This is a genomic window from Flavobacterium pasteuri (assembly GCF_048286615.1).
Lineage (GTDB): Bacteria > Bacteroidota > Bacteroidia > Flavobacteriales > Flavobacteriaceae > Flavobacterium.
Genome location: NZ_JBLVPN010000008.1, coordinates 75,011 through 95,800 on the forward strand (window position 1 = coordinate 75,011; position 20,790 = coordinate 95,800).

17 protein-coding genes are annotated in these 20,790 nt (G+C 33.7%); 9 read left to right on the top strand and 8 right to left on the bottom strand.

All coding sequences use genetic code 11. The features are described 5' to 3' along the window. Window positions 1-29 precede the first annotated feature (29 nt). Complete coding sequence (locus ACNQF6_RS12695; protein ID WP_417966275.1) at window positions 30-2,420, bottom strand: TonB-dependent receptor; 2,391 nt, start codon at window positions 2,418-2,420, stop codon at window positions 30-32. Between the two features lie 156 nt (window positions 2,421-2,576). Then, complete coding sequence (locus ACNQF6_RS12700) at window positions 2,577-3,719, bottom strand: helix-turn-helix domain-containing protein (RefSeq protein WP_417966276.1); 1,143 nt, start codon at window positions 3,717-3,719, stop codon at window positions 2,577-2,579. 213 nt (window positions 3,720-3,932) lie between these two features. Here ACNQF6_RS12700 and murQ point away from each other — a divergent pair, with 213 nt between their 5' ends. From murQ to ACNQF6_RS12740, 8 genes are all read left to right on the top strand, one after another. Continuing rightward, window positions 3,933-4,745: an N-acetylmuramic acid 6-phosphate etherase gene (gene murQ, locus ACNQF6_RS12705; protein WP_282712423.1), complete on the top strand. Its 813-nt coding sequence runs from the start codon at window positions 3,933-3,935 to the stop codon at window positions 4,743-4,745. A gap of 6 nt (window positions 4,746-4,751) precedes the next feature. Then, window positions 4,752-5,054, top strand: coding sequence for a Dabb family protein (locus ACNQF6_RS12710; protein WP_099714793.1), 303 nt, complete (start codon window positions 4,752-4,754; stop codon window positions 5,052-5,054). 10 nt (window positions 5,055-5,064) lie between these two features. Next, entirely contained in the window at window positions 5,065-5,286 is a 222-nt protein-coding gene (locus tag ACNQF6_RS12715) for a DUF6095 family protein (protein WP_099714792.1), read from the top strand. Then, window positions 5,286-5,858 carry a pentapeptide repeat-containing protein gene (locus tag ACNQF6_RS12720; RefSeq protein ID WP_417966277.1) on the top strand — a complete coding sequence of 191 codons (573 nt, stop codon included), beginning with the start codon at window positions 5,286-5,288 and terminating at the stop codon, window positions 5,856-5,858. Before ACNQF6_RS12715 ends, ACNQF6_RS12720 begins: the two co-directional genes overlap by 1 nt. 23 nt (window positions 5,859-5,881) lie before the next feature. Beyond that, window positions 5,882-6,256, top strand: a complete 375-nt coding sequence (locus ACNQF6_RS12725) for a DNA topoisomerase IV (RefSeq protein ID WP_417966278.1) — start codon at window positions 5,882-5,884, stop codon at window positions 6,254-6,256. Window positions 6,257-6,295: 39 nt separating this feature from the next. Continuing rightward, on the top strand, window positions 6,296-7,066 hold the full coding sequence (locus ACNQF6_RS12730; protein WP_315207872.1) for a TerC family protein: 771 nt from the start codon (window positions 6,296-6,298) through the stop codon (window positions 7,064-7,066). A 159-nt stretch (window positions 7,067-7,225) separates the two neighbouring features. After that, window positions 7,226-9,145: a DUF294 nucleotidyltransferase-like domain-containing protein gene (locus ACNQF6_RS12735; protein ID WP_417966279.1), complete on the top strand. Its 1,920-nt coding sequence runs from the start codon at window positions 7,226-7,228 to the stop codon at window positions 9,143-9,145. Beyond that, on the top strand, window positions 9,145-9,804 hold the full coding sequence (locus ACNQF6_RS12740; RefSeq protein WP_417966280.1) for a 3'-5' exonuclease: 660 nt from the start codon (window positions 9,145-9,147) through the stop codon (window positions 9,802-9,804). The genes ACNQF6_RS12735 and ACNQF6_RS12740 overlap by 1 nt, the downstream gene beginning before the upstream one ends. A gap of 53 nt (window positions 9,805-9,857) precedes the next feature. On the opposite strand, the gene ACNQF6_RS12745 is transcribed toward ACNQF6_RS12740, so the two are convergent. The 6 genes from ACNQF6_RS12745 to ychF all read right to left on the bottom strand — a co-directional run bounded on the left by ACNQF6_RS12745 (window position 9,858) and on the right by ychF (window position 17,818). Then, window positions 9,858-12,551, bottom strand: coding sequence for a DNA gyrase/topoisomerase IV subunit A (locus ACNQF6_RS12745; RefSeq protein WP_417966281.1), 2,694 nt, complete (start codon window positions 12,549-12,551; stop codon window positions 9,858-9,860). Beyond that, window positions 12,551-13,678 carry a PDDEXK nuclease domain-containing protein gene (locus tag ACNQF6_RS12750; RefSeq protein ID WP_417966282.1) on the bottom strand — a complete coding sequence of 376 codons (1,128 nt, stop codon included), beginning with the start codon at window positions 13,676-13,678 and terminating at the stop codon, window positions 12,551-12,553. The genes ACNQF6_RS12745 and ACNQF6_RS12750 overlap by 1 nt, the downstream gene beginning before the upstream one ends. Window positions 13,679-13,728: 50 nt before the next feature. Further along, window positions 13,729-13,914 (bottom strand): hypothetical protein, encoded by a 186-nt coding sequence (locus tag ACNQF6_RS12755; protein ID WP_417966283.1) that lies wholly within the window; start codon window positions 13,912-13,914, stop codon window positions 13,729-13,731. Window positions 13,915-13,925: 11 nt separating this feature from the next. Then, window positions 13,926-15,788 carry a DNA topoisomerase IV subunit B gene (locus ACNQF6_RS12760; RefSeq protein ID WP_417966284.1) on the bottom strand — a complete coding sequence of 621 codons (1,863 nt, stop codon included), beginning with the start codon at window positions 15,786-15,788 and terminating at the stop codon, window positions 13,926-13,928. A gap of 163 nt (window positions 15,789-15,951) precedes the next feature. Further along, a complete protein-coding gene (locus ACNQF6_RS12765; protein WP_417966285.1) occupies window positions 15,952-16,473 on the bottom strand; it encodes an NADPH-dependent FMN reductase in 522 nt (173 codons plus the stop codon). Window positions 16,474-16,723: 250 nt separating this feature from the next. Next, the gene (ychF, locus tag ACNQF6_RS12770) at window positions 16,724-17,818 is read right to left on the bottom strand and encodes a redox-regulated ATPase YchF (RefSeq protein WP_417966286.1); all 1,095 of its coding nucleotides are present in this window, start codon (window positions 17,816-17,818) and stop codon (window positions 16,724-16,726) included. Between the two features lie 306 nt (window positions 17,819-18,124). On the opposite strand from ychF, the gene ACNQF6_RS12775 reads away from it, so the two are divergent. Continuing rightward, entirely contained in the window at window positions 18,125-20,776 is a 2,652-nt protein-coding gene (locus tag ACNQF6_RS12775) for a TonB-dependent receptor (protein WP_417966287.1), read from the top strand. Window positions 20,777-20,790 lie beyond the last annotated feature (14 nt).

Consider the following 20,790-nt stretch of genomic DNA (forward strand, 5'->3'; position numbering starts at 1 on the left):
GAGATTTCTGTTTCCCAGCTTTTAATTTTCTAATTACCTCCAGTTCTTTTATTCTCCTCCTTATTTCCAAAATCACGCTGTTGTACATTGATCTTTTTGTTTCCAAAATTATAAACCACAGATAAACGTACAAATCGATTACTTTCTTTCTGCTCATATACCTGTTTTACACCGTTTATAACTGAAGTAAAGTCTTTTAAATAAGAGGTATTAAAAATATCATTTGCCAAAAATGCAATCTGCATGGTTTTATTAAACAAATCCTGTTTGAAACTAATATCAAAACTCGAGGCATATCCTACTTTATATAAACCGGATTTAAAAGGCGTTGTATACGTAAAATCGATTTGCAATTTTGTCGTTTTACCTAATAAAAAAGTATTATTTGTAGAAAAATCAATTTGTAAACTGTTTGATGGTGTAGCATTGATATCTTTAATAAATTCTGTTTTTGCTCCCAAAAGGTACAATGAATTTTCACTAGACCACCAATCTGTAAAACTTGCCGAGTAACTTTCCCCTATTCCATAATTTAAATTTTTAAAATAATTCTCACGGGTTACAATCTGCGTATTGGTTTCCGGGTTTGAGGTAAACAAAACTCCATAACCGTTTGTAATTGCATTTACAAAAACACTCGTTCTAAAAATCTCTTTATAAGAATGCGCCAACTCAAAATTATCACTAAATGAAGGTCTTAAAAACGGATTCCCTTCGGAATAACTATTGCTGCTGATGTAAATTCTGAACGGATTCAATAAGTCAAAACGTGGTCTGTTGATTCTTTTTCCATAATTCAAACTAAAAGTATTGTTTTCGTTTTTCTTGTAAGAAGCATAAAACGTTGGGAATAATTTCAAATAATTATTTTTTGTTTCCTGATTCATTGTTTCAGAAAATCCATTTGTTTGAGTGTTCTCCAATCTTAATCCCATTTGGAAATTCCATTTTTCATTGAGTTTTTTATCCGCATTTACATAAACTGCCTGATTGTTTTCAGTGTATTTAAATCGGTTGGATTGGTTCGAATCTAATTCCGGAGTTCCTGTAATTGTATTGAAATAAAGTACATCACTCACACTATTTGTAAAACTCATTTTTGCACCATAAGACAAATTCAACGCTTGAAGCGGATGTTCCATATCTGCCTTAAAACTCCAATTGTCAATATCCTGATTCGAAATGTTTCTTCCCGACTGATTTATATCAACAAATGTCATATCTGGCGTGAAATTATTAGCGACAAAGTTTCTATCGAATTTTGAACTGTAATTAAAATAGTCCACATCAAAAGATAACTTCCTTTTTAAGGAATCTAGTTTGGTAATCAAATGTGCATTATACGTTTGATTTCTTGATCCTTTATCAGTGAAGCTATTGTTCAGTATAACATTATCTAATTCGTTTTGAGTACTGTAATTCTCAATTCTAATATCCGATTTAAAATCAGGGTTATTTCTATCGTTTAAATATTGAAATCCAATAGTAGTACGTTCTGAAAGATCATAATCTAAAGCCAATTTACCCGAAAGATTTTCAGTTTTTACCTTTGTTGCACTTTTCATATGGGAAAGTCCATCAGGAAAATACATTTTTAAATCATCTGTAGCATTCAAATAACCTGTTTTTGCATTGATGCTAGTAGAAAATCTAAACTTGTTTTTATTGTAAAAAAAGTTATCTCTTAAAGTATAAATGCTATATTTATTTTGATCATAAGAAACTGTAGTCGTGTTTTTCCAGGAATCACGAACTCCTTTTTTCATAATAATATTAATCAATCCACCTGTTCCTTCAGCATCATATTTTGCGGGCGGATTGCTGATAATTTCAATATTTTTAATATCACTAGCCGAAATTGATTTCAGAAAATTATTCAGTTCCTCACCTACTAATTCAATCATTCGTCCATCTATCATAACACGGGAAGTTCCTTTTCCTAATATATTGATTGTATTATTCTGAACGACAACTCCAGGAGCCGAATTAATGGCACTTAAAGCGTCTCCGCCAACTGTTGTAACATTGTTTTCAAGATTATAAACCAAACGATCCGTTTTCTGTTCGATTGTTTTCTTTTTAGATTGAATGATAACCTCTTTTAAATTGGTTCCGCTTTCTTTTAAAATGATTGTTCCTAAATCAGTATCATTTTCTATTGTAAACTCTTTTTCATAATCTGTAAATTCTAAAAGGGATATTCCAATTTTATAAGATCCTTTTTTAAGATTGATTTCAAAACTACCGTCTTGTTTAGAGGTTGAACCATCTATAATTTTTCCTTCTGAATTCGATATGGAAATATCTGCCCATTCTAATGGAATTGTTTCGCTTGCTATTTTTCCTTTTAATTTAAATGATGCTTGTGCTAAACAAAATAAAGGCAATAATAAAAAGACAAGGAGATTTACTTTTTTCATGATTTCTAATTTTAAAACTTGTTTCGATTAATTTGAAGCAAAGTTGCCTTAGAAATTTTCAGAATTCGACCGACAAAAAAAAGTCGAACCAATTTCTATTCAGAAAATCAGTTCGACTTTATCAGACATGAAGTACGACTTTTTACAAACCACTTATTATAAGGCGTTTCTATAAGCGGTAGGCGTCAAATTAGTGTGTTTTTTAAAAGAGGTATTAAAAGAAGATTTGGAGTTAAAACCAACCTCGTATAAAATTTCCAGAACGGTAAGCTGACTTCTAGACTGATCTTTTAAAATACCCATCGCTTTTTGAATACGATATTCATTGACAAAATCAAAAAAGTGCTGATCCATATGATGATTAATCAAAACCGATAAATCCCGAACCGGAATATCAATTTGATTGGCAAGCTCCTGAATGGTAAGCGATGGATCAAGAAAAGGCTCTTTCTGAGCCATATATTGTTTTAATATCGAAATTTGACTGGAAACCGCATCATCTTGAACATTTTTAGATGCTGTCTTTTCTTCGACTTCAGGCAGAATATCTTTTGTCAATTGTAATCTAGAATTAATTCCCCTAAAAAGTTCCGGATGATTCAATGCTTTCATCACTAACCAACAGGTAATAAATAAAGCTACACTTCCTACAACTACATTTAACCAAAGAAACATTTGTCTGTAATCGCTATACCGTAAAAGGTTTTTTAATGCAACCAAACCGTGCGCGATTAGGAAGACAGTAGTCATCTGAAAAAGATACTTGTATGTCGAAGTACTAGGATTGGTATAGTTTTCCAGATAAATTTCTCTGTATTTCTTCAAAATTAAAAATGCGCTAACAATATAAAACACATATTGAAATTCAATTAAAATCTGGATTAAGTATATTTCAGGCATATGCTCAAGATCTCCGGATAAGAGTTTCATATCTGCATTACTGGCTAAATAAAGTCTTGGAATAAAAACTAAATTAACTAGTAAAATAGGAAGTAAATGCACTAAATGTTTCCATTTCAATCTAAAATCAGAATAACAAACTGACAATACATAAAGATAAAATAAGGGCATTGCCAACAAACAGATTGTCCATCTAAAAATCATCAAATCAAGATAATCCTGAATATAATCAGTAACAAAAAAACCACTAAGATCAATAGCCGAAATAATAAAAAACCAGGCAAATAAACGGTTGGCCAATTTATTTTCAGTTTTAACAGTCAGTAAAAAAAATGCCATCAATAAAGACACAAAAACTGAAATCCGTGCAATCCCTTGCAATAAGATTATTCTATCCATTTATTTTTTAATATTTAACAAATATAATATTTTAGTTCATCTAACAAAGATTCAATAAACTTTCTCCATATGAGAAATTAAAAACTAAAAAAAGTAAATCAATTTATATCAAATTTAAAGAAACTTGACACTAAAAAACCTGAAACTAAAAATAGAAAATTTCGAGATTGTGATAAAAAAGGTTAATTTTGGAGTTGTCCAATTATACGAAAAATGACCTTCACAAAAACCACCGAACAATCTTCAAAATATGAACATTTAGAAAAAATGTCAGTGCAAGAATTGTTATCTAATATCAATCAGGAAGACAAAACTGTTCCACTTGCCGTAGAAAAAGCGTTGCCCCAAATAGAAAATTTAGTCACTGAAATCGTTGCCAAAATGAAACTCGGCGGGAGATTGTTCTATATTGGTGCAGGAACTTCGGGACGTTTGGGAATTCTTGATGCTTCGGAATGTCCACCAACATTTGGTGTACCTTTCGATTTGGTAATTGGGATAATTGCCGGAGGCGACACCGCAATCCGCAGAGCCGTAGAAAATGCCGAAGACAACGCAACACAAGCCTGGATTGACTTGAAAGCTTTTGATGTAAATGAAAATGATGTCGTGGTAGGAATAGCTGCTTCGGGAACAACACCTTATGTTATTGGAGGATTACAAAGGTGCAACGAGAACAATATAACCACAGGAAGTATTTCTTGTAATGCAGGAAGTCCGCTTTCGCAAACAGCAAAATTCCCTATTGATGTAGTTGTAGGTCCAGAATTTGTAACCGGAAGTTCTAGAATGAAAGCCGGAACAGCCCAGAAACTGGTACTGAATATGATTACTACCGCAACTATGATTCAACTGGGTAAAGTGAAAGGCAACAAAATGGTTGATATGCAATTGAGCAACAGCAAACTGGTCGATCGCGGTGTGAAAATGATTATGGGAGAAATTCCCGTTTCCTATGAAGAAGGTGCCGAATTATTGAAAAAACACGGTAGTGTAAGGAAAGCCGTTGATAATTTTAAAAAATAAACAACGATGATTCACCATATAGTAATGTGGAAATTAAAAGATTTTGCAGAAGGCAAAAGCAAAGCCGAAAATGCAATTATTCTAAAAGAGAGACTTGAAGATTTAAAAAAGGATATTCCTGAAATAGTTGAAATACGAGTAGGAATTAATATTGAAAGTGAATATTCAAACTTTGATGCCGTGCTGCACTCCTATTTTAATTCGTTTGAAACATTAGAGAAATACCAAAATCATCCAACACATAATATTGTTGCCGAATGGATAGGTAAAATTAGAGATTTGAGATATTGTGTGGATTATGAATTTTAATTATTAAATTATGGCAACGAACAAAGAACTATTATCTAAAGGAATTAAATATTTAGCGGGAGCTTTACCATTATTATTCTTGGGACCGGCAGTGATTTATAATGCTTTTATGAATCAACAGAATGTGTGGCATTATTTAGTTTTAGCAATAGGAATAATTGCTTGTTTAGCAGCTATGCTTTTGATGTATTTGGGATTAAAAATAATTATGAAAAGCTTATTTAACGACTAATGGAAAACCTAATTCACGTTCAAAAAATATTTGAAAAAATCGTTTACGTCGATAAAAAAGTAAACAACCGAGAATTTGAAGATTGCGTTTTTAAAAACTGTGATTTATCAAATAGTGACTTCTCCTACAGCACTTTTATGGATTGCGAGTTCATTGATTGTAATCTTGCTATGACCAAATTATCAGGGACAAGTTTGAAAGGCGTGCAATTCAAAAACTGTAAATTGCTGGGTATCCAATTTGAGGAATGCGATGATTTCTTGTTTAACGTCAATTTTCAAGAATGTGTTTTGGATTATTCTTCTTTTGCCAATAAAAAAATGCCAAAGACAAAATTTAATTCTTGCTCGTTAAGAGAAGTAAGTTTTGTTGGCACCAATCTTACCAGTTCTGTTTTTGATAACAGTAATTTGGATGGTGCTATTTTTAACAATACACAATTAGCCGGAGCCGATTTTTCAAAAGCATCTAATTTTAAAATTGATCCCGAATTCAATCCTATGAAAAAAGCCAAGTTTTCTACACAAGGAATCATTGGACTTTTGGACAAATATGACATCAAAATACAATAGTTAAAAAGTAAACATACTAAGAAATGAAAAAAATACTATTCCTCCTCCCACTACTATTACTAATGTCATGCTATGATGCGGAGCGCAATTGCAAGGATTTTAAAACTGGAAAATTCAAGTTTGAATATGAAGTTGACGGCGTAAAAAAAATTGCCATTTTTGAACGTAATGACAGTATTGAAATAGAAACTTTTGAAGGAAAGACTGATACTGCTTCGATACGATGGGTAAACGATTGTGAATATGTTTTACTGAAATTGCATCCAAAAAATATGGCTGAGGAAAAGGCTATTGGTATGAAAATTTTGACAACCACAAAAAATTCCTATACCTTTGAATTTGGAATGGTTGGTGTTGATGAAAAACAAAGAGGAACCGTTACTAAGATTTCCGATTAAGCTTACAAACTCAAATTAATAAATAATAACGAACTAAACATGGAAGTATTTTTAAATCCGGATGCTTGGATTGCTCTTTTAACATTGACCTTTTTGGAAATTGTATTAGGAATCGACAACATTATTTTCATATCAATTGCTACAGGAAAATTACCTGCTGAACAACGGAAGAGAGCCACAAAAATAGGAATGTTCCTTGCCATGTTCATGAGAATTGCGCTTTTGTTTGGTATCAACTTATTGATTCAAATGAAAGAACCTTGGTTTCATATAGATTTAAGTTGGTTTTCAGCCGGAATTACTGGTCAAAGTCTTATTTTACTAGGTGGAGGATTATTCTTGATTTATAAGAGTACCAATGAGATTCGTGAAAAAGTAGACGAGAAAGGTCATGAAGAAAAAGAATTAGGAAAAGCGGCTACAAAATCATTTCAAAATGTACTGTTACAAATCATCATGATTGATTTAGTTTTCTCTTTTGATAGTATTCTTACCGCGGTAGGTATGACAAATGGCGTTGAAGGTGCTTTGTATATTATGATTACTGCAGTGGTTATTTCTGTATTAATTATGATGCAATTTGCGGTTCCTGTTGGGAATTTTGTCAATAAACATCCTTCTATTCAAATACTTGGCTTATCATTTTTAATACTAATTGGAATGATGCTACTTACTGAAAGTGCGCATTTATCGAATGCTTTAATCTTTGGAAATCACGTTACTCCAGTACCAAAAGGGTACTTATATTTTGCCATATCTTTCTCATTATTAGTCGAAGTGCTGAATATGAAAATGAAGAAAAATAAATAATCAAACTATTTTTTGATAAAGAAGCTCCTTTTCGGGAGCTTTTTTTTTATTCTGAAAATATATTCCTCCTTAAATGGGGAAACACTAAAAAGACTCCAATTTGGTCTTTTTTCTTTTTATTTTATTTTTTATAAATTACCTTAGACACAAATAAGCACCATGAAAAATACAATCTCCCATAGAGTTGCTGACTTTTTAAAAAACTTCCCTCCTTTTTCCTTTTTACATCAAAAAGACATCGAAGTTATCTCTGAACAAATCTCCATTATTTATAAAGAAAAGGACAGTGTCATCTTTGCCGAAAACGAAGAAACACATTCCTCTTTTTATGTTGTACACAAAGGAGCAGTCGCACTTAGAACTAGCCTGGAAAATGATATTCTGGATATGTGTGATGAAGGGGATATTTTTGGGCTGAGACCACTTATAGCCAATGAAAACTATAAAATGGAAGCCAGAACTCATGAAGAAAGTATTATTTATGCCATTCCAATTGCTATTTTCAAACCTTATGCGTTAGAAAACAGAGCTGTGGGAAATTTTTTAATCGAAAGTTTTGCCTCTAATACGCACAATCCGTATTCTAAAAGTCACAGCGGAAAACTATATGGAGAAACAATGGATCTGGAAGGTCTGGACACGGGTAGAAAACTATTAGACTTACAGCCTGTAAAATATTCTAAAAAACTAATCACCTGTTATTCAAACACTATTGTAAAAGATATTGCGGAGACCATGACCAAAAAAAATGTGGGGGCCATTCTTGTAATCGAAGATTCGCTCCCCATTGGAATCATTACAGATAAAGATTTAAGGAACAAAATTGTGACTGGAGAATTTCCCATCACAACAACTGCGGCCTCAATAATGACAACTCCTGTTATTACGTATCCTAAGAAAATGACCGTTACGCAAGCTCAAATGGCCATGATGAAAAGCAATATCAGCCATTTATGCCTTACGAAAGATGGTACGCCAAATTCCAAAGCTGTTGGAATTCTATCCAAACATGATGTTATGGTAGAACTTGGTAATAATCCAGCAGTATTGATTAAAGCGGTAAAAAGAGCTAAAAAAGCCAAACAGATAAAACCAATACGCGCCAATATAATGCAATTGTTACAAGGATATTTAGACCAAAATATTCCGATGACACTGACTTCTAAAATAATTACAGAATTAAATGATGCCTGTATCAAGCAAGTCATTGAAATAGCCTTGAAGAAAATGAAAACGCCTCCACCGGTAAAATTTGGATGGCTCGCATTAGGAAGCCAAGGAAGAAGCGAACAATTACTACATACTGACCAAGACAATGCTTTAGTCTATGAGGATGTTCCCGAAGAATTAAAAGAAACCACTAAGAAGTATTTTTTAGAATTGGCTACACATGTCAATAAAGGGCTTTTTGATATTGGCTATGATTATTGTCCAGCAGAAATGATGGCGTCTAACCCAAAATGGTGCTTAAGTCTAAGTGAATGGGAAAGTCAAGTTTATCATTGGATCACCAATCCAGGAAAAAATGAAGTATTATTGTCCTTTATATTTTTTGATTACAGCCTGTCTTATGGAGACAGCGAACTGGTAAACAAGCTTTCTGAATTTATTTTTGAAAACATAAAAGCTAATCCTGTTTTTTACATTCACTTGGTAAGTGGTGCGCTACAAAGCCCTTCTCCAACAGGGTTCTTTAGACAATTTTTAGTTGAACAAGATGGAGCTCACAAAGATTTTTTCGATATAAAAAGACGCGCTTTAATGCCACTAACAGATGCTGCAAGGGTTTTAATTCTATCTCATTCCGTAAAATCAATCAGCAATACTCCTGAACGTTTTGAAAAATTGGCAGAATTAGAACCCAACAATAAAGAAATGTATTTAGCTTCTTCGTATTCCTATAAAGCATTATTAAAATTCAGAACAAAACAAGGACTTTTACATAATGATTCCGGGCAGTTTATTGCTCTCGAAGCGTTATCTAAATTAGAAAAAATTAAGCTAAAGCGAACATTCAAAACCATTAAGGAACTCCAAGAAGTCATTACCATCCGATTTAATCCTTCAAATATATTATGATGACAAATTTTATAAAAAAAAGTAAAACTATTTTATTTGATTTATTGGGGAAATCCGAAAAATCATCTGATGAGGAACTATCAAACGATATTGATGCGGTACGTTTTGTTGTATTGGACACAGAAACCACCGGATTTGATTATACAACTGACAGGATACTTTGCATTGGGGCTATTGTTCTGCAAAACAATACGATTCCTATCAATGGAAGTTTTGAAGTTTTTATTCAACAAGAACATTACGATCAGGCAACTGCAAAAATTCATGGAATTCTAAAAGAATTTGTCATAGATCGCCCTACAGAATTAGCAGCGCTACAACAGTTTTTAGATTTTTTGGGAGATTCTATTATCATTGCACATCATACTATATTTGACATTACTATGATAAACAAGGCACTCGAAAGAAATGGGTTGCCAGAATTAAAAAACAAAACTTTAGACACGGCTATTTTGTATAAAAAAACGTTATTGGTTTCTAATTTATTGGAACGCAAAGAAAATTATAGTTTAGACGAGCTTGCCGATAAATTTGATATTTCCAAAAAAGATAGACATACTGCAATGGGAGATGCCTATATTACTGCTATTGCCTTTTTGAAAATTCTAAATAAATTGAAAGAGAAAAAAGAAATCACCTTAAAACAATTGTTTAAATAATCGTAAAAATTGGCAAAAACGCATAAAAAAAGCCCCTTTTCAGGAGCTTCTATTTATTCTAAGGACATAGTAATCTGTCCATCATCTTCCAATTGAATATCAGAATCATCAGCATCCGTTTCTCCTTTTACTTCTAAATCCTCAGGAATAACCTCAACAGGAATTTCATACGGCAAAGGTTCCAGCAGGTTTACTTGTTTCAACTTATCAGTTGTCAATTGATTCCCCAAGGCTTTAAATCCTTTTACCGAAATAAATGATTCTATGTCTACCGTCATTGCTTCTTTTTGAACTCCTTTTACTTTTGTAAAAATTAATTCAGCCACAGGACGATAATCCGTTGAAACAATCTCTAATTGTGAATTCGGATGTTCCGTGATAAAACTTTCTTCTTTATTCTCTGTTTCCAACAAGAAACGTTTGATGTAATAACGTTCTTTTTCTCCATCATAATAAATCGCCGAAATTGGTTTCTTAGGAATCCATTTCTCCAAAACCACCATATCTTCATCAAAATGAGTCGATAATTCTGGTGTAATTACTTTTATTTTTCCAGATTGTGATATGACCAAAATTTTATCATTAGGCCTGAACTCCCCTAACAACTCCCCTCTTGCATCTACGTTTAATCGTTGAACAGTATCATCAAACCAAACTTTCCTAGGCAATAAAGTTGAAATTCCTTTTTCCTTCAGTTCTATTTTTTTGATTGGATATTTGGTCACCAAATTCCCTTTGGAAGCGCGGCCTTTTATCGCTAAACTGGCAAAATCAATATCGAATTTCAGTTTTTTGACACTTCCCACCTGACGCAATAATATGGTAATTACCTCAGCTTCACCATTTGGATTGCAAGAAAAATATACTACTTGAGAACCAGCAGTTTCATTGGTTAAATCGTATGCTTTGTCTCGGGTTACTCCTGAAACATTGAATCTTTTTATATAGGAAGGCCCAGATTTTCCATCTCGGTAAATCATGTTATAAATGGTACGCTTATCACTTTTGTCAAAAATAGCAATGTGAATAATATCTTTACCCACGAATGTTTTCGCATCAACTTTGGTAATCATCATTTTTCCATCACGCAAAAACACGATAACATCATCAATATCAGAACAATCCGTAACGTACTCGTCTTTTTTCAAGCTCGTACCTACAAATCCTTCTTCTTTATTGACGTATAATTTAGTGTTTCTTAAAACTACTTTGGTCGCTTCAATATCATCAAAAATACGAAGTTCTGTTTGGCGTTCCCGCCCTTTTCCATACTTCTCTTTTAATTTGGTAAAATAGGCAATAGCAAAATCAATCAGATGTTCTAAATTGTGTTTTACTTGTTCGATATCGTCTTCCAATGCTTCGATTTTGTCTTGCGCTTTATTGCTGTCAAATTTGGAAATACGCATGATTCGAATATCCAATAAACGCAGAATATCGTCTTCGGTAACAGCGCGTTTTAAATGTTTTGTGTGTGGTTTCAAACCATCATCAACGGCCTTAATTACCGTTTCTCTGGTCGTCATTTCTTCAATGTCACGATAGATTTTATTTTCTATAAAAATACGTTCCAAAGAAAGAAAATGCCATTGTTCTTCCAGTTCACTCAATTGAATTTCCAATTCACTTTTCAGTAATTGTACCGTTCTATTGGTTGAAATTTTCAACATATCCGAAACCCCGATAAACAACGGTTTGTTATCTTCAATTACACAACCCAATGGTGCCACCGAAGTTTCACAAGCTGTGAAAGCAAACAATGCATCAATGGTTTTATCTGGAGAAACACCTGGAAAAAGATGAATTAATATTTCGACCTCAGCAGCGGTATTGTCTTCAATTTTCTTGATTTTGATTTTCCCTTTATCATTTGCTTTCAAAATACTATCAATCAAAGTCGTCGTATTTGTAGAAAACGGAATTTGGGTAATCACCAGGGTATTTTTGTCCAGTTGACCAATTTTGGCACGAACACGAATACGTCCGCCACGCAATCCATCATTATAATTAGACACATCGGCAATACCTTGCGTCATAAAATCCGGATACAGTGTAAAAGGTTTCCCCTTTAATATTTTTATAGAAGAATCGATTAATTCATTGAAATTATGAGGCAACACTTTCGTCGAAAGACCAACAGCAATACCTTCGGCTCCTTGTGCCAAAAGCAATGGAAACTTCACCGGAAGATTGTTCGGTTCTGCTCTTCGTCCATCATACGAAACGCCCCAATCGGTAATTTTTGGACTGTAAATAACCTCCAAAGCAAATTTAGACAAACGCGCTTCAATGTAACGAGAAGCTGCAGCGCCATCACCCGTTAGGATATTCCCCCAGTTTCCCTGACAGTCAATCAATAATTCTTTTTGTCCAATTTGCACCATCGCATCACCAATACTCTGATCTCCGTGTGGATGATACTGCATGGTGTGTCCTACAACATTGGCAACTTTATTATAACGACCGTCATCTAATTCTTTTAGAGAGTGCATGATACGACGTTGCACCGGTTTAAAACCATCTTCAATAGCCGGAACGGCACGCTCCAGAATCACATACGAAGCATAATCCAGGAACCAGTCTTTATACATTCCCGTAACTTTGGTAATAGTATCGTTTCCGTCTTCTTGATTATCGTAAAAATGCTGGCTTCCTGAAGAAATTATATCGTCAAAACCCTGCTCAGCGCTAGGATTCTCGTCTTCTTGACCTTCTGGTACTATGTTATCGTCTTCTTCGTCTTTCATTATATTGATTCCGAAATTAATTGCATTAAATCCTCTCTGCTTGGCAGAATTGTTTTGTATTTACTGGCAAAAATTTGCTCATTATTTTCTGGTAAAGTATATTCTACAACCAAATCACTCTTGTTTTGGCAAAGAACAATTCCTATTGTTTTATTTTCGTCTTCCAAACGCATTTCTCTGTCGTAATAATTGACATACATTTGCATTTGTCCTAAATCTTGGTGTTTCAATTCTCCTATTTTTAAATCAATGAGAACAAAACATTTTAATATTCGATTGTAAAAAACCAAATCGATTCGAAAATGTTTATCGTCGAAAGTAATTCTGTTTTGTCTTGCTACGAAAGTAAATCCGTGACCTAATTCTAGTAAAAAATGTTCAAGTTTATTAATAATTTCTTCCTCTAATTCCGATTCCGAATACTGATGCAATTCTGGTAAACCCAAAAATTCTAAAATATAAGGGTCTTTAATTAGGTCTTTTGGTTTCTCTATAATCTGTCCTTGTTCCGACAGTTTCAAGACTCCTTCAACATCTCGACTTAAAGCCAATCGTGTATAAAGAGCTGAATCATATTGTCGTCTTAATTCCCGAACGCTCCAATTGTATTTCTCAGATTCTATTTCGTAGAAACGTCTTTCTTTGTCATCGTCAATTCGCATTAAGAAAACATAATGTGTCCAAGTTAGTTTGAAAAACGAAATCAGGGACTGCGCTTTTTGATTTTCAGAAATCCCAGTCGGTAACTGATATATCTTAGTATTCAATTCCCGAGTCACTGACTCGGATTTTTGAATTTGTAAAATCCGAGTCAGTGACTCGGAAATTGAGTAAGCTAAATAAAACTTCCTCATGTTTTCTAAATTATCAATCGAAAACCCTTTTCCAAACTCAATTGTCAACTGTTCCGAAAGTCCTTTCAATAATTGTTTTCCGTATTGAGCTCGTTCTTTTCCGCTTTGCTCTTCTTCGACAATCATTCTTCCTATTTCAAAATAGGTATACACCATTGTTGAATTTACACTACGTAAAACCTGCTGACGGGAATTTTGTAATAGCGTGACTACTTGAGAAAATAAAAATTTATTTTGAGAATTATTTGAAACTGTATTTTCTTCGTCTTTCATTACATATATTCTATTGAATAGTAATCAATTCTAATTTTGTTCTAAAAATCCTAAAAAGAATATTTTTCTTTACAAACATGCTCTTCTTTTGTAACCTCAATTCCATTTTTATCCATCTCTTTTTTTATAACTATATCACATTTTTTATGGTCGTTACTTCTTATGATAAAAAAGGTAGTCGAAAAACTAATTACAAATAGTAAAGCGATAAAAATTAGTGTTCTTTTTGTAGGCATCTTATAACTATTTAAACTTTCTCAATTACATCTAATTCCACTTTCAAATTCTTGATGATAAATTCCTGTCTGTCTGGCGTATTTTTACCCATATAGAAAGACAATAATTGCTCAATCGAAGTGTTTTTGTCCATCATAATCGGATCTAAACGAATGGTTTCTCCAATAAAATTCTTAAACTCATCTGGAGATATTTCCCCTAATCCCTTGAATCGCGTGATTTCTGGTTTTGGCTTTAATTTTTCTATTGCGTCTTTACGCTCTTCATCCGAATAGCAATAAATGGTTTCTTTCTTGTTTCGAACCCTGAAAAGTGGTGTTTGCAAAATATACAAATGTCCTTCTTTTATTAACTCAGGAAAAAACTGAAGAAAAAACGTAATCAATAATAATCGAATGTGCATTCCATCGACATCGGCATCGGTAGCGATTACAATGTTATTGTAACGTAATTTTTCCAATCCGTCTTCAATATCCAACGCCGCTTGCAATAAATTAAATTCTTCATTTTCATAAACAATTTTCTTGCTCATTCCATACGAATTCAGAGGCTTACCACGCAAACTAAAAACCGCTTGCGTATTTACATCACGCGATTTAGTAATAGACCCAGAAGCCGAATCTCCCTCAGTGATAAAAAGCGTACTTTCTAAATTTCTAGGGTTTTTAGTATCCGGAAGATGCGCTCGGCAATCTCTTAATTTCTTGTTGTGTAAATTCGCTTTTTTAGCGCGATCTGTTGCTAATTTTCGAATACCAGAAAGCTCTTTGCGTTCTCTTTCGGCTTGAAGAATTTTTCGCAACAGCGCCTCTGCTGTTGGAGGATTCTTGTGCAAATAATTGTCTAATTTCGTTTTCACAAAATCATTTACAAATGTACGTACCGATGGCATTCCAGGTTCTGAACCCATATCTGTCGAACCTAATTTGGTTTTGGTTTGCGACTCAAAAACAGGCTCCATTACTTTGATACTAATGGCCGTAACAATGGATTTTCGGACATCAGATGCTTCGAAACTTTTATTATAAAACTCCCGAATGGTTTTTACAATCGCTTCTCGGTATGCTGCTAAATGCGTTCCACCTTGAGTGGTATTTTGTCCGTTGACAAAAGAGTGATACTCCTCAGAATATTGGGTTTTGCTGTGTGTTAAGGCAATCTCAATATCGCCTTCTTTCAAATGTATAATTGGATATTCTAAATCTTCAACATTAATTGTAGCTTCTAATAAATCTTTAAGTCCGTTTTCAGAATAGTATTTTTCGCCATTAAAAATGATGGTTAAACCATTGTTTAGATAACAATAATTCTGAATCATTTTCACTACATATTCCATACGGAATTTGTAATTCTTGAAAATGGTTTCGTCAGGAGTAAAAATAACTTTGGTACCTTTTCGTTTGGTAGTGTCTAAAATTTCTTCTTCGAGAACCAAATTTCCTGCGGAGAATTCGGCTGCCTTTTGTTTTTCATCACGAACAGACTCTACTCTGAAATAATTAGAAAGCGCATTGACTGCTTTAGTTCCGACACCATTAAGACCAACTGATTTCTGAAAAGCTTTTGAATCATACTTCCCTCCAGTATTCATTTTTGACACTACGTCAACCACTTTCCCTAACGGAATACCACGTCCATAATCCCGAACAGTAACTGTTTTGTCCTTAATTGTCACTTCAATAGTTTTTCCGGCGCCCATGGCAAATTCATCGATACAGTTATCGAGAACTTCTTTGACCAAAATATAAATACCATCATCTGCTGAAGAACCATCTCCCAGTTTTCCGATGTACATTCCGGGACGCATGCGAATGTGTTCTTTCCAGTCGAGCGACCGAATATTATCTTCGGTATATTGATTTTGTTCGGACATTGTAAAATTTGTGGATTTTGTGCTAATGTAGTGTAATTCGATAAAATTTAAAATAGGTAGTCATCAAAGTTATTAAGAATGATATTGACAACCGATTGAGGATTTAGGATTAATGATTTTAGATTGCAGATTTCAAATTGATATTGATTTTTGATGTTCAAATTTAAAAATTCTTGATAATCTCTTTTAATTGATTGTCTAATTCAGGATTAGAAATTTTACCGTTTACAATATCAAAATTAGCATCAAAACTAGGAAGTGAAAAAGCAGCCTTAACGTTTCCGCCATAAAATGGAAAAGCTTTTTTAGCGATTTCCAAAACACTTGCGCCACCTCTGGCTCCCGGAGAAGTTGCCATCAACAGCATCGGTTTTTCCTGAAAAACTTTCCCTGTAATTCTGGAACACCAATCAAAAACATTTTTGAAAGCCGCTGAATAATTTCCGTTATTTTCAGCAAGAGAAACCACTAAAGTGTCTGCAGTGGCAATTTTAGCCAAAAATACTTTTGCTAACTCATGCTGACCAATTTCTTTTTCTATATCAACAGTAAATATGGGCATTTGAAAATCGTTTAAATCCAATACCTCCACTTCGGCATTTTCAAAAAGATTTGCTGCGTACGTCGCTAATTTTTTATTGATAGAGTTTTTACTGGGGCTTCCGCCAAAAGCGATTATTTTCATGATACTTTATTTTTACTAAAAGTAATAAAAATTGGCTCTGTTGCAAAATAATTAGCCACAGATTACCCCGTTTAGAAAACGAATATGAAACTATGAAATCTGGTATTAACCCAAATCTATTTTACCCCAGATTACAATGGAAAGCATTTTTCAGATCAATCTTAAAGTGTAAAGCTGGAATAGGGACAAAAAAAGTCGAAAGCTATTACTAACTTTCGACTTTATGACTTTCGCCTTTATGACTATATATTTATACGTTAAATCTAAAGTGCATTACATCACCATCTTTTACAATGTATTCTTTCCCTTCTACTTTAAATTTCCCGGCTTCTTTACATTTTGCTTCTGAACCGTACTGAACGAAATCTTCGTAAGCAATAACTTCGGCACGGATAAATCCTTTTTCGAAATCAGTGTGAATCACTCCTGCAGCTTGCGGTGCAGTTGCTCCAATATTAATGGTCCAGGCACGAACTTCTTTGACACCTGCGGTAAAATAAGTTTGTTGCTTCAATAATTTATAAGCAGCACGAATTAAAACCGAAGCTCCTGGCTCCGTCAATCCCATATCCTCAAGAAAAACTTGACGCTCTTCGTAGCTTTCCAATTCGGTGATATCAGCTTCAGCACCTACAGAAAGTACGATAACCTCAGCATCTTCATCTTTTACCAATTCACGAACTTGGTCTACATATTTATTTCCGTTAACTGCCGAATTTTCATCAACATTACAAACGTACAATACTGGTTTTGCAGTAATCAATTGAAAACCTTCCATCAAAACTTCTTCGTCATTGTTTTGTGGAGTAATAGTTCTCGCTGATTTTGCTTGAAGTAAAGTCTCTCTAATTCTGTTTAACAATGCTTCTTCGACAATTGCTTCTTTATTTCCAGTTTTAGCGGCACGTTTTACTTTTTCTAAACGTTTTTCAACATTTTCCAAATCTTTCAACTGCAACTCAATATCGATTGTTTCTTTATCCCGAATTGGATTTACATTCCCATCAACGTGTACAATATTGTCGTTATCAAAACAACGCAAAACGTGAATAATAGCATTACACTCTCTAATGTTTCCAAGGAATTGATTTCCTAAACCTTCTCCTTTACTCGCTCCCTTTACTAATCCTGCGATATCCACGATATCAACAGTCGCCATTTGCACTCGCTCTGGCTTTACTAATTCTTCCAGCTTTTCAATTCTGGAATCCGGAACATTAACAACACCTATATTAGGCTCGATAGTACAAAAAGGAAAATTTGCACTTTGAGCTTTTGCATTAGATAAACAATTGAATAATGTTGATTTTCCAACATTTGGTAATCCTACAATCCCTGCTTTCATATGTAGATAATATTTATTTTTTTAATGGAATATTGTATCGCAATCCTATTTGTTTAAAAAAAACTTAACGATTGAGATTCTATGATCTTTTTCTTTACAAATAACTGCTGCCAGTTAAAAAATTAGTATTTAGTTTAAAAGTTTGCAAATATAAGATTTTATAAATGTTTAAGTAAGTAAAAATTGCAGTTTAAACAGGTCTGATATATTTTTTATAAAAAATTAAACGATGTGCCAATCTTTTGTTAAAAAAAAATTATATTGCAGCCGATTTTAAAACAAACAAAAACCAAACACAACTTAATTATGAAAAAATTTGCATTATTATTATTTCTATTAAACGTCTCGTTTCTTTTTGCACAAAAAGAAGTCTCGGGGGTTGTAAAAGACAACACTGGCAATGCTTTGCCTGGAGTAAATATTATTGAAAAGGGAACTCAAAACGGAGTTTCTACTGACATGGACGGTATGTATAAGATTAAAGTAAAAGAGGGCGCTACTTTAGTTTTTAGTTATGTAGGGTTTTCTAAATTAGAAAAAACAGCTACAGATGCTGTTATAAATGTTGTTTTATCCGAAGAAGGCGGACAGAACTTGGACGAGGTAGTTGTAACTGGGTCAAGAACGGCACCAAGAAGTAACACTACTACTCCACTTCCTATTGATGTAATATCATCAAAAGATTTGGCTTCAACTGGTCAAGCATCATTTGACAAAGCATTACAGTACAAAATTCCGTCTTTCAACACGGTTCAAACTCCTGTAAATGATGCTACTTCATTGCTAGATCCATATGAAATAAGAAACATGGGACCTAGCAGAACGTTAATCTTAATCAATGGAAAGCGTAAAAACTTAAGTTCATTGTTATATGTACAAACATCTCCAGGACGTGGAGAAACTGGTGCTGATATCTCTGCAATACCTACAGATGCTATCGAAAGAGTAGAAATACTTCGTGATGGTGCCTCTGCTCAATACGGTTCTGATGCGATTGCTGGAGTTATGAATATCATTTTAAAGAAAAGTACAAACGGTGGATCTGTAACTGCTAGAAGCGGTGTAACTTCAGAAGGTGATGGAGAAATGATTGGAGTAAGTTTAAATAATGGATCTAAAGTAGGTGATAAAGGATATATCAACTATACTGTTGATTTTTCAAAAGTTAATCTTGCAAACAGACCTGGGACTGTAGACGCTGCCGGTGAAGCAGGAGATTTTGGTGCTTCACTTTCTGATGTTCAAGCTTTCCTTGCTAAAAAACCAGATGCTGGAAATATCAATGGATCTCCAGAAACTGCAGCTGCTAAATTTTTAGTTAATGGTGGATTTGAATTATCAGATGAAACATCACTGTATTATAACGCAGCATACGTTTACAAAAAAGTAAACTCATTTGCTAATTACAGAACACCATATTGGAGAACATTAAATCCTGCTAACCCATACCTTGCTGATTTCTTTGGAGATGGTACAGCTGCGTCTTACATAGGTTATGTTCCTACTTTTGTTGGAGATTTAAATGATTACAATGCTACTTTAGGATATAAAGCAGTTAAAAACGGCTGGAATACTGACGCTAGTGTAACAGTTGGTGGTAACTCCCAAACGTATTCAGTAACAAACTCTCAAAACAGATCAGACATTAAAGACGCTAATGGTAACAACGTTTATCAAGAAAATAGCCCTATTACTTTTCAACCTGGAGGAACTGCTTTTAATCACATTGTAGGAAATTTAGATATTTCTAAAATAGTATCAGACAAAGTGAGTATTGGTTTCGGTACTGAGTTCAGAACAGAAAATTTTGAAGTAATCGAAGGAGATAAAGCTTCTTGGGACGGTATTGGTGCAGACTCGTTTGCAGGAAACAGACCTGAAAACTCAGGAAAATGGAATCGTTATAATTTAGGAGCTTATTTTGATGTTGCTTACGATGTAACTGAAGATTTCTTAATCAACGGAACACTTCGTCATGAAGAATATAGTGATTTTGGTGGAGCTACCGTTTGGAAATTAAGCTCAAGATATAAATTTGCAGATGATAAAATTACGCTAAGAGGATCTGTTTCTACTGGATTCAGAGCACCTACATTGCACCAAATTTACACTCAAAAAGCACAATATTCTTTTGTAGCAGGTCAAGGAATTCAAGTAAGTGGAATTATCAATAACGTATCTCCACAAGCTCGTATTTTAGGTGTTCCACAACTAGATGCTGAAAAATCAACTAACGTGACTGTTGGTATTGGAGCTAAACCTTCTAAAAACTTCAACTTTACTGTAGATTACTACAATATCAAAGTAGAAGACAGAATTGTATTAGGAGACAGACAAGATACTCAATTTGGTAATGTAGCTTTCTTTTCAAACTCATTTGATTCTCGTACATCAGGTTTAGATGTAGTAGCTAATTACAACAACATTTTATTAGGAGAAGGAAAATTAGGATTTAATTTATCTGGTAATGTTACCTTACAAAATGAAAGAATCTCTGATGTAAGAAACAATTCATTCGGAGCAACATTAGACGCATTGATGTTTACATCAAGACCTGATACTAAATGGATTTTAGGAGCTAATTATGAAATTGGTAAATTTGGTTTCTCTTTGAACAATACTTATTTCGGAAAAACAACTTTCAAACAAGATGGTTTGAATGCTAACTTAAGAACTGAGTTTACTCCAAAAGTTGTTACTGACTTAGGAATTACTTTCTCTGCAACTGAAAAATTAACTTTGGCATTGAATGTAAACAACTTATTGAATGTTCTTCCTGAATGGCAATTCAAAGCAGAAAATGCAGCTGGGACAGCTATTTTAAACGACCCTGCTCAAGTAAAAAATCAATCTAACTTGATCACTTTCAACCAACGTTATTCTCAAATGACGTATGATGGATATCACTTTAGCCAATTAGGAACTATGTTTAATTTATCTCTAAACTATAAATTCTAATTCATTTATTGCAT